The sequence below is a fragment of the Dietzia sp. DQ11-44 genome, assembly GCF_014145205.1.
GTDB lineage: Bacteria > Actinomycetota > Actinomycetes > Mycobacteriales > Mycobacteriaceae > Dietzia > Dietzia natronolimnaea.
Genome location: NZ_JAALEC010000300.1, coordinates 1 through 10,589 on the forward strand (window position 1 = coordinate 1; position 10,589 = coordinate 10,589).

A 10,589-nucleotide genomic window follows, 5' to 3' on the forward strand; every position below is an offset into this window, starting at 1 on the left:
TTCCGTTCGCCCTGGTCCTGCCCGTCCCCGCGGCCCCGGCTCTCGGCGGGCGCCTCACCGCCACCCCGAGTCGAACCCTCGTCCGCCTTCCTGGGTTCGCGCGCGGGCTGCTGGCCACTCGGCGGCTTCTGCGCGTCGGACCGGGGGGCACTCTCCGCGGTCGCGGCCGGCGCGGACTGGGCGGGAGCCTGGGACTTCCCGCCGCGGGCGGAGTCGATCATCGCCACCAGATCGCCCTTGCGCTTGCCTGACAGGCCCTTGAGGCCCATCTGCTGCGCCAGGGACTTGAGGTCCGCCAGTCGCATGGCTGCCAGTGCGGCACCCTGCGGAGGCGTGGAGTGGGTTTCCGTCGAGGTCACGGGTGTCCTTTCTGGGCCCGGGCCGAGGCGGTGTCCACCGCTTCGCACCGAGCAACTGTCCGGGACGCGGACGGGCGTCCCGGGTGGCCGCTGAGGCCTTCCGTGGCGGCGAACTGGCCGGACACGGATTCGTCTGAGGGGGATGTACACGAGGTGACGCCCACCGCGCCGACGTCATGTTGACCGTCGACTACGGACGAGACCCACTCACGGGCACGACAATCCCAGTTGACCACTCGCCGTTCGGCCGCTCCCACCGTGACCTACTCACGAGCTGCCGTCCGCCGAGGCGGACGGTGAACTGGAGATGTCTCGGGATGCGGGGACGACCGGGCGTCCGTGGCTTCGGCAAGCATACTACCCGCAGTCGGTCTCCACACGCGTCCCCCTCGCGAGTCCCACGGGCGTGTCCGCATCCCGGTCGACGGGCGGTAACCTACAGCCCACTGCGGCCGCGCGGAAGGAGGTCTGATGTTCGGAACGATGCTCGACACCCCGTTGCTCGTGTCCCGGATCCTCGACCACGCCGCAGAGCGCCACTCCGGCTCCACGGTCACCGGTTTCGTCGGGGACATGGAGCCCCGGACCCTTCGGTTCGACGTGATCGCCGCCAGGGCCGCGGCCCTGGCCCACGCCCTCACCGATCTCGGCGTGGGCGAGGGTGACGTCGTGGCCGTTCTGTCCGGCAGCCGCACCGAGGTCGTCGAGTCGCTGTTCGCGATCCCGTCGATGGGAGCCGTCGCGCTGTCGGTCAACGTCCTTAGGTCCCGGTCCTTCCTCCTCGCGGCGCTCCGCGACAACGACGTCTCCGTCGTGTTGGTGGATCCCGAACTGCTCTCTCTCGCACTCGAGGTGGTCGCCGACCTGGAGCACGTGCGCCACCTCGTCGTCTTCGACGCCCGGGTCGCCGGGGACACCACCGACCTGTCCGGGGACGGTCACGAGGTGGAACTCCACGCCCTGGAGGCCCTCCTCGACGGACGGCCGACCACCTATCAGTGGCCCGAGCTGGACGAACGCGCCGCGGCGGCGCTGGCCTACACCTCCGGCACGACCGGCCTGTCCAAGGCGGTGGCGTTCACCCACCGCTCGATCTGGCTGCACTCGATGCAGATGTGCATGGCCGAGAGCGCGGCGCTCCGCAGCGGGGACACCGTCCTGACGACCGTGCCGATGTACCACGTCCTGTCCTGGGGCCTGCCCTACGCGGCGTTCATGACCGGGGCGAGCATCATCACCGCCCGGCCGCGACCGGGTCAGGCCATGCACTCCGGCCGCGACCTGGCCGATCTGCTCGCCACGTTCAGACCCAACAAGGTCGCGACCACGCCGGCCTCCCTGCAGCGCCTCCTCCGCCGGCTGGAGACCAACCCCCAGCCGCTCGGCCACCTGGGCGAGGTCCTGGTCGGCGGCTCGCCGGTGCCGGAAGCGCTGTTCGACGCGTTCGTCACGCGACACGGGGTCACCATCATGCAGGCCTACGGCCTGACCGAGTCGAGCCCGATCGCCACGTTCGCCCGGGCCGACCCCCATTCGTCCGCGACCCACCGCCGGGCACAGATCCTCGGGCAGGGCAGGTTCCCCGCCGGGGTCGAGGCCCGGATCGTCGAAGCCGGGCGTGTCCTGCCGAACGACGGGTGGTCGGTCGGCGAGCTACAGATCAGAGGACCCTGGGTCACCGCACGCTATCTCGGCGACGACGCGACCGACCGGTTCGTCGACGGTTGGCTGCGCACCGGGGACATGGCGACCATCTCCCCCAGGGGCTACCTCGACGTGGTCGACCGGGTGGACGACATCATCGCCTCGGGGGGCGAGCTGATCTCCTCGGTGGAACTCGAGCACGCCGTCCTGCGGGACGAGCGGGTGGCCGATGCCGCGGTGATCGGCGTACCGGACGAACGCTGGGGCAACCGCCCCATGGTCCTGGTCCACCTCAAACCCGGCGCGTCCGCCACCGCGCGGGCGCTCTGGGAGTCGCTGGAGGGCCATGTGGAACTGTGGAAGCGACCGGACCACTGGGCGTTCGTCGACGACATCCCCCGCACGTCGGTCGGAAAGTACGACAAGCGGGCGATCCGTGCCCTCCACGCCGACGGGGCCTATCAGGTCACGACCATCTCACCGGGCTCCACCACCTGACCGGGGTCACGGCCCGGCCGTGAACCCCCGTCGTGCGAGCGGACGTCCTCACTCCCCGACGAGAACCCGGGCGCCCTCCGCGATCCGGAGATCCAGGACCTGCCATCCCTGCGCCTCGGCGTCCCCGCGCAGGTCCGCGGGCAGCGCGGAGGTCCCCAGCACCAGGACGGTGGGGCCCGCCCCGGAGACCGTCGCGGCGAGTCCACGGTCCCGGAGCCGGCCGACCCACTCGGTGGTGCCGACGAGCGCCGGGGCCCGGTAGGACTGGTGGAGCCTGTCCTCGGTCGCGGCCAGGAGGAACTCCGGGTGCGAGGCCAGGGCCACCGACATCAGTGCGGCCCGACTGGCGTTGAAGGCCGCGTCCTCGTGGGGGACCATCTCCGGGAGCAAGCCCCGGGTCTGCGCCGTCGACGAGGTCTCGGCCGGCACCAGCACGGTGGCGACGATCGTCGGATCGACGTCCATGCGCACCGCGCGGTAGGTCACGGCGGTCGCCGATCGCTCGGTCCACGAGACCACGACCCCGCCGAGCACGCTCGCCGCCGCGTTGTCGGGATGCCCCTCGAACTCGCTCGCGAGCTGTACCAGGTGCTCGTCGGTCAACACGCCGCCCATGAGACCGTTCGCCGCGACCAGTCCCCCCACCGCGGCGGACGCGGAGGACCCGAGACCCCGGGAGTGCGGTATCGCGTTGGTACAGGCGATCCTGACCCCAGGGGCGCCCGTGCCGCCGGCCCGCAGTCCCGCCTCCACCGCCTTCGCGACCAGGTGGGAGGCGTCGGCGGGGACCTGACCGGCCCCCTCGCCCGAGACCTCGAGCTCGAGCCCCGAGCCGATGGTGGTCACCGTGATGGTGTCGTACAGGCCCAGCGCCACGCCCAGGGCGTCGAAACCCGGCCCGAGGTTGGCGCTGGACGCGGGCACCTCGACGGTGACCGAGCGACCGACCGGCAGGATACGTCCCCCGGAGCTGCCGAAGACCTCGGGGCCGGTACCGGTCACGTCGCTCATTCCAACCCGAGAGCGCCGGCGACGGCGGTCGGATCCACCGGGATGGCCTCCACCTCGGGCATGCCCAGGAGGGCGGTGTCCGGGTCCTTGAGCCCGTTGCCGGTGACGGTGCAGACGATCGTCTGACCGGGCTCGAGTTCCCCGTTGGCGTGCGCGTCGAGCAGTCCCGCGACCGACGCCGCGGAGGCCGGCTCCACGTACACGCCGTCCTTGCCCGCAACGGTGCGGTACGCCTCGAGGATCTGCTCGTCCGTGCGCTTGCGGAACGTGCCACCGGACTGGTCACGGGCGGCGACGGCGCCGTCCCAGGACGCCGGCGCGCCGATGCGGATGGCGGTGGCGATGGTCTCCGGGTTCTTGACCGGCGCCCCGTCCACGAGGGGCGCCGCGCCCGCGGCCTGCACGCCCATCATCCGCGGGCGGGTCGAGACGATGCCGTCCGCGTGGTACTCGCTGTAGCCCTTCCAGTACGCGGTGATGTTGCCCGCGTTGCCCACCGGGAGGAAGTGCAGATCGGGTGCGCGTCCGAGCACGTCGACGATCTCGAACGCGGCGGTCTTCTGGCCCTCGATCCGCACCGGGTTGACCGAGTTGACCAGACCGATCTCCGCGTACGTGGCGGTGGTCTTACGGGCCAGCTCCAGGCAGTCGTCGAAGTTGCCGTCCACCTGGATGATCGTCGCCCCGTGCATGACCGCCTGCGCCAGCTTCCCCGCCGCGATCTTGCCCTGCGGGATGAGAACCGCGCAGCCCATCCCGGCGCGGGTCGCATACGCGGCGGCCGAGGCGGAGGTGTTCCCGGTCGAGGCACACAGGACGGCCTTCTGGCCCCTCGCCCTGGCGTCGGTGACGGCCATGGTCATGCCGCGGTCCTTGAACGAGCCCGTCGGGTTAAGGCCCTCCACCTTGAGGTAGACCTCGCACCCCGTGACCCCTGAGAGGTAGGGCGCCGGGAGGAGCGGGGTCCCGCCCTCGAAGAGCGTCACCGGCTCCCAGGCGTCCCCGATCGGGAGCCGGTCGCGGTAGGCCTCGATGAGGCCGGGCCAGCGGTGGTGCACGGGCTGATGGGTGCTGCTCATTCGGTGTCCACTCCCTCGAGTCGGATGACGCTGGTGATGACCGAGACCGCGTCCTGGTCGGAGAGCGCGGCGACCGTGTCGGCGAGCGCGCGCTCCGAGGCGCGGTGGGTCAGGACGGTGAGCTCCGCGGTGGGCTCGGAATCGTCGAGCTCCGACTCCGGGAACTCGACCTCGGTCTGCCGCACCTGGGCGATGGACACCCCGTGGCGGGAGAACTCGGCGGCGACCAGCGCCAGCACCCCGGGCTTGTCGGCCACACGCATCCGCACGTGGTACCGCGTGGAGACCTCGTCCATCGAGGCCACGGGGAGGGCCGCGTAGGTCGACTCGCCGGGTGCGCGACCCGAGTCCACCTTGTTGCGGGCCGCCGCGACCATGTCCCCGAGCACGGCGGAGGCGGTCGGGGAACCTCCCGCACCCTGCCCGTAGAACATGAGACGGCCGGCCGCCTCCGCCTCCACCACGACGGCGTTGAAGGCGCCGTTGACGGTGGCGAGCGGATGGCTGTTGGGCAACAACGCGGGGTACACGCGCGCCGAGACGGCCTCGCTGCCGTCCTCCCGCCGCAGCTTCTCGCAGATCGCGAGCAGCTTGATGGTGCAGTCCATGTCGCGGGCGGAGGCGAAGTCGTCGGGCGAGATCCTGGAGATCCCCTCCCGGTAGACGTCGCCCGCCGTCACCCGGCTGTGGAATGCGATCGAGGCCAGGATCGCGGCCTTGGCCGCCGCGTCGTACCCCTCGACATCCGCCGTGGGATCGGCCTCCGCGTACCCCAGCCGGGAGGCCTCCGCGAGGGTCTCCGCGTAATCGGCGCCCGTGGCCCCCATCGCGGAGAGGATGTAGTTGGTGGTGCCGTTGACGATCCCGAGGACACGCTCGACCTGGTCGCCGGCCATCGAGCGACGCAGCGGTCCGATCACCGGGATCGCGCCGGCCACGGCCGCCTCGAAGTACAGGTCGGTGCGGGTCGAGTCCGCGGCCTCCGCCAGTTCGTCGGTGTACTCGGCCAGCAGCGCCTTGTTCGCGGTGACCACGGCCTTGCCGTGACGGAGCGCCTCGAGGAGGAGGGGACGCGGCACGTCGATGCCGCCCATCAGTTCGACGACGACGTCGACGTCGTCCCGGGAGACGAGCGAGGCCGGGTCCGCGGTCAGGAGCTCCGGGTCCACCCCGCGATCGCGGGTCAGGTCGCGCACGGCGACACCCCGCAGGGCCAACGGGGCCCCGATGCGGGAGGCGAGAGCCTCCGCGTTCTCCGTCATGTAGCGGATGACCTCGGTGCCGACGGTGCCCATTCCGAGCACCGCCACTCCCACGGGTCGCACGCCTGACGCCGTTGCGTCGCTCACTGTCCCACCTCCAAGCTCGTCAGATCGTCCAGGGTTTCACGTCGGAGCACCAGGCGTGCCCGTCCGTCGCGGACCGCGACCACCGCGGGCCGCCCGATCAGGTTGTACCGGCTCGACATCGAGTAGCAGTAGGCCCCGGTCGCCGCGACGGCCACCAGGTCACCCGCACCGACGTCCTCCGGCATCCACAGGTCACGCACCACCACGTCACCGCTCTCGCAGTGCTTGCCCACGAGCCTCGCCACGACGGGTTCCGCCGACGAGGCGCGGCCCACCAGCCGGGCGTCGTACACGGCGTCGTACAACGCCGTCCGGATGTTGTCGCTCATCCCGCCGTCGACACTGATGTAGCGGCGGCTCTCCCCACCCGCGAGCTCGACGTCCTTGACCACGCCCACCTCGTAGAGGGTGACGGTGCCGGGTCCGGCGATCGCCCGTCCGGGTTCGACGACCAGCGTGGGGGGCGCGAGGCCGACGTCCCGTGAGAAGCCGTCGACGATCTCCGTCAGCGCGGCGGCCAGCTGGGCGACCGGGGGCGGGTCGTCGGAGGCGACGTAGCTGATGCCCAGTCCGCCACCCAGGTCCAGGTGATCGAGCTGGGCCGTGCGCTCGACACCGAACTCGTCGACGATGTCGCGCAGGAGGCCGATCACGCGGCGCGCGGCGAGTTCGAAGCCGTCGACGTCGAAGATCTGGGACCCGATGTGGCTGTGCAGGCCGGTGAGCCGGATGTGCGGTGCCTCGAACACCCCGCGGACGGCCGCCATCGCCGCACCGCCAGCGAGGGAGAACCCGAACTTCTGGTCCTCGTGGGCGGTGGCGATGAACTCGTGGGTGTGCGCCTCCACGCCCACCGTCACCCGGATGAAGACGTCCTGGACCACGCCCTCCTCGGCGGCGATGCGGTCGAGCAGGGCGATCTCGGACATCGAGTCGAGGACGACGTGCCCGACCCCGCTGCGCACGGCGAGCCTGAGTTCGTCGGCGGACTTGTTGTTGCCGTGCACGGTGATCCGGTCCGTCGGGAACCCCGCACGAAGGGCCACCGCGAGCTCGCCACCGGAGGCGACGTCCAGGCTCAACCCCTCCTCCGCCACCCAGCGCGCCACCTCGGTACACAGGAACGCCTTGGACGCGTAGTGGACCCGGTCGGCGCCCCCGAAGGCCTCCGCCATCTCGCGGCAGCGCGAGCGGAAGTCATCCTCGTCGATGACGAACAACGGGGTGCCGAACTCGGCCGCCAGCTCATCCGCCGCGACCCCGGCGAACTCCACCACCCCGTCCCCGCGACGACCCGCACCGCGCGGCCAGACCGCCGGATCCAGGGCCATCACCCCGCCCGCGTCGGTGGGACGCTCGCCGATCCCGGGCGCGTGCGGGAACTCGTGCCGGGACCCGGCCGGGTGCGCGCTCACATCTTCTCCGGGGCGGTGACGCCGATCAGCCGCAGTCCGTTCGCCAGCGTCTGTCGGGTCGCCGTGCTGAGCGCGAGCCGGGCGGCGTGGAGCGGCCCCGCCTCCTCGTCACCCATCGGCAGGACGCGACACGTGTCGTAGAAGCGGTGATAGGCGCCCGCGAGTTCCTCGAGATACCTGGCGACCCGGTGCGGTTCGCGCAGTTCGGCCGCGCTCGCCACGACCCGGGGGAACTCACCGATGGTCCGGATGAGCGCGCCCTCCCGGTCCTCGACCAGGAGCGCGAGGTCGGCGGCGTCGGTGGTGACCCCCAGGTCGGCGGCGTTCCGGGCGAGGGAACACAGGCGGGCGTGCGCGTACTGGACGTAGAAGACCGGGTTGTCGTTGGTCGCCGACGTCCACAACTGCAGATCGATGTCCATGGTCTGGTCCACCGATGAGCGGATGAGCGCATACCGAGCGGCGTCCACCCCGATCGCGTCCACCAGGTCGTCGAGCGTGATGACGGTGCCGGCGCGCTTGCTCATCTTGACCGGGACGCCGTCCCGCACGAGGCTGACCATCTGCCCGATGAGGACCTCGATCGCCGCGGGGTCGTCCCCCAGTGCCGCCGCCGCGGCCTTGAGACGGGCGATGTACCCGTGATGGTCGGCACCGAGCATGTAGATGCACAGGTCGAAACCGCGGTCCCGCTTGTCCAGGAAGTAGGCGATGTCACCGGCGATGTAGGCCGCGTTGCCGTCGGACTTGAGGACCACACGGTCCTTGTCGTCCCCGAAGTCCGTGGAGCGCAGCCACCAGGCGCCCTCGGACTCGTACAGGTTGCCGTTGCCCTTGAGCACCTCGATCGCCCGGTCGACGGCGCCGGAGGTGAACATCGAGTTCTCATGGGTGTAGACGTCGAAGACAGTGCCGAACTCCGCGAGCGACGCCTTGATGTGGGTGAACATCAGATCGACGCCCGTGGCGCGGAACGTCTCGAGCCCCTCGGCCTCCGGCAGTTCGAGGACGTCCGGGTGCTCCGCGACGACCCGGGCGGCGATGTCGTCGATATACGCTCCCGCGTACCCGTCCTCCGGAGTCGCCTCGCCGCGGGCCGCGGCGGCCAGCGACCTGCTGAACCGATCGATCTGGGCACCGTGGTCGTTGAAGTAGTACTCCCGGGTCACCTGCGCACCGGATGCCTCGAGCACGCGCCCGAGGGCGTCGCCGACCGCCGCCCAGCGGGTGCCTCCCAGGTGGATGGGGCCGGTCGGGTTGGCGGAGACGAACTCGAGGTTCACCCGACGACCGGCCATCGCGTCCCCGGTGCCGTACGCCTCGCCCTGCTCGATGACGGAGGCCACGAGCGACCCCTGGGCACCGGAGTCGAGGCGGATGTTGAGGAATCCGGGGCCGGCGATGTCCGCCGACGCCACACCGGGATCGGCGGCGAGCGCGGTGGCGATCTCCTGCGCCAGATCCCGCGGAGAGGCTCCGACCTTCTTGGCCAACTGCAACGCGATGTTGGTGGCGTAGTCGCCGTGTTCCGGGTTGCGCGGGCGTTCGACCGTCACCGTGTCCGGCACCACCGAGATGTCGGCTCCACGCTCGGTGAGAACGGTGATGAGAGCGGCGCGGATGACGGCGGCGAGGTCGGCGGGAGTCACGTCTTCCTATCCTAGGTGTCGGCACGTCGGCAGCGGAATCGGACACCGGCGTCCGCCCGCCCTCGCGACGCGGGCGGGCCCGATGCGGTCACGATCCCGCCCCGGTGCTACGATCGGTCTCGCTGTTCAGCAGGGCGGTTCGAAGTAGTCGCCCGGCGATCGGCCTCCGGCCCGGAAAGGCCGGTATCCCGCCCTCGTAGCTCAGGGGATAGAGCGTTGGTTTCCGGTACCAAAGGTCAGGGGTTCGATTCCCTTCGGGGGCACCACGACAGCGGGGCCCGGGCTTCTCAGCCCGGGCCCCGCTGTCATTTCCGTTCGTACTCTCCGGCGCGACCCCGGACCCGATCAGCTCGGCAGGGTGATCCCGTCGACCTCGCCGATGCGGGTGACCACCCGCTCGAAGATCTCGGTCAGTGTGCCGACCTCCTCCGGGGTGAGGACGTCGACCAGAAGCTCGCGGACCTTCTCCACGTGCATGGGGGCCACCCGGGCGATCGCCTCGGCGCCCTCTGCGGTGAGGGTGACGATGGTGCCCCGGCCGTCTTCCGCGCACTCCCCCTTGGCGACGAGTCCCCGGGCCTCCATCCGCCTGACCTGATGCGACACACGGCTGCGGTCCCAGCCGAGAGCCGCCCCCAGATCACGGGCGCGCAGGCCCCGACCGTCCGCCTCGCTCAGGCTGACCAGCACCGAGTAGTCGGACTGGGACATCGACGCGTCGCGCTGGAGCTGGCGTTCGATCGCGAGGTCGAGCAACTGATTGACTTCCCGGTACCGGCGCCACATGCACTGTTCTTCATCGCTCAACCAGCGTGTCTCGCTCATGGGGCTATTACAGCACGGCGACCCGCCGCTGCGTCCTCCAGCCACCGGCCCGCCGCGGACCGGCCGGACCGCCCTCAGTCGCGGGCCGATCCCGACCTGCGCATGACGTGGGTGCGCGCGCTGCCGACACCCGCGAAGCGTGAACGGTCGCAGGTGAGGACGATGACCTGTGACGTGGAGGCCGCGGCGGCGATGACCGCACCCATCGTGAGGCGACGGGAGGGATCGGTGTACCCCATGGTGTCGTCGAGGAACACCGGGACACCGTTGTCCCCCACGAGTCTGGCGCAGGCGATTCTGACGATCACGGCCAGCTGTTCCCTGGCCCCGCCGGACAGGGAGTCGTAGTCGACGGAGACCTCCCCGATCCTCCGGCTGAGAATGGTGAGGTCCTCCCCCAGTCGCACGTCGAACTCGCGCCCGTAGACCAGTCGCCCGAGTTCGACCACCGCCCGGTGGAACGGCTCCTGGTAGGCCCGGAGAGCCTCGGACCGTCGTTGTTCGAGGGTCCGGTAGAGCAGGTCCGCCGCGCGTGCCCGCCGCCACAGGGCGGAGTTCTCCCTCTGCGCGGCCTCGACCTCACGTTCCGCCACCGCGACGTCCCCGAGCCGTCCCTGGTCTCCGATCGCGTTCACCCGACCGAGCGCTGTGGCCACCGCCGACGCGCACTCCCTCTCCTCGGCGACGAGGGCGGCCAGCGAGGCCCGCGCGTTCTCGAGGAGTTCCGGCGGCGCGTCGGCGAGCGTCTCGTCCAGTCGGG

8 protein-coding genes, 1 tRNA gene and 1 pseudogene are annotated in these 10,589 nt (G+C 71.1%); 2 read left to right on the plus strand and 8 right to left on the minus strand.

Annotated features, from left to right (window positions below):
- Window positions 1–359: Rho termination factor N-terminal domain-containing protein (locus tag G6018_RS08325; protein WP_182639368.1), on the minus strand; the 359-nt coding region annotated here is incomplete at its 3' end.
- A 471-nt stretch (window positions 360–830) separates the two neighbouring features.
- Here G6018_RS08325 and G6018_RS08330 point away from each other — a divergent pair.
- Window positions 831–2,501: an AMP-binding protein gene (locus G6018_RS08330; protein WP_179525560.1), complete on the plus strand. Its 1,671-nt coding sequence runs from the start codon at window positions 831–833 to the stop codon at window positions 2,499–2,501.
- A 48-nt stretch (window positions 2,502–2,549) separates the two neighbouring features.
- Here the strand turns inward: G6018_RS08330 and thrB are convergent, their stop codons facing one another.
- Genes thrB through argS form a run of 5 tightly spaced genes read right to left on the minus strand, consistent with a single transcriptional unit; the run spans window position 2,550 to window position 9,004 of the window.
- On the minus strand, window positions 2,550–3,512 hold the full coding sequence (gene thrB / locus G6018_RS08335) for a homoserine kinase (protein ID WP_179525561.1): 963 nt from the start codon (window positions 3,510–3,512) through the stop codon (window positions 2,550–2,552).
- Window positions 3,509–4,591, minus strand: coding sequence for a threonine synthase (gene thrC / locus G6018_RS08340; RefSeq protein ID WP_179525562.1), 1,083 nt, complete (start codon window positions 4,589–4,591; stop codon window positions 3,509–3,511). Before thrC ends, thrB begins: the two co-directional genes overlap by 4 nt.
- Window positions 4,588–5,940, minus strand: coding sequence for a homoserine dehydrogenase (locus G6018_RS08345; RefSeq protein ID WP_179525563.1), 1,353 nt, complete (start codon window positions 5,938–5,940; stop codon window positions 4,588–4,590). Before G6018_RS08345 ends, thrC begins: the two co-directional genes overlap by 4 nt.
- Window positions 5,937–7,355, minus strand: coding sequence for a diaminopimelate decarboxylase (gene lysA, locus G6018_RS08350; protein ID WP_179525564.1), 1,419 nt, complete (start codon window positions 7,353–7,355; stop codon window positions 5,937–5,939). The genes G6018_RS08345 and lysA overlap by 4 nt, the downstream gene beginning before the upstream one ends.
- Window positions 7,352–9,004, minus strand: coding sequence for an arginine--tRNA ligase (argS, locus tag G6018_RS08355; protein ID WP_182639369.1), 1,653 nt, complete (start codon window positions 9,002–9,004; stop codon window positions 7,352–7,354). Before argS ends, lysA begins: the two co-directional genes overlap by 4 nt.
- Window positions 9,005–9,194: 190 nt before the next feature.
- Between argS and G6018_RS08360 the strand changes: the two genes are divergently transcribed.
- A tRNA-Arg gene (locus G6018_RS08360) sits at window positions 9,195–9,270 on the plus strand.
- Between the two features lie 79 nt (window positions 9,271–9,349).
- Here the strand turns inward: G6018_RS08360 and G6018_RS08365 are convergent.
- Both G6018_RS08365 and G6018_RS08370 read right to left on the minus strand, forming a co-directional pair.
- The gene (locus G6018_RS08365) at window positions 9,350–9,829 is read right to left on the minus strand and encodes a MarR family winged helix-turn-helix transcriptional regulator (protein ID WP_241731074.1); all 480 of its coding nucleotides are present in this window, start codon (window positions 9,827–9,829) and stop codon (window positions 9,350–9,352) included.
- A gap of 74 nt (window positions 9,830–9,903) precedes the next feature.
- Window positions 9,904–10,589, minus strand: a pseudogene (locus tag G6018_RS08370) (chromosome partitioning protein); the annotation flags it as partial.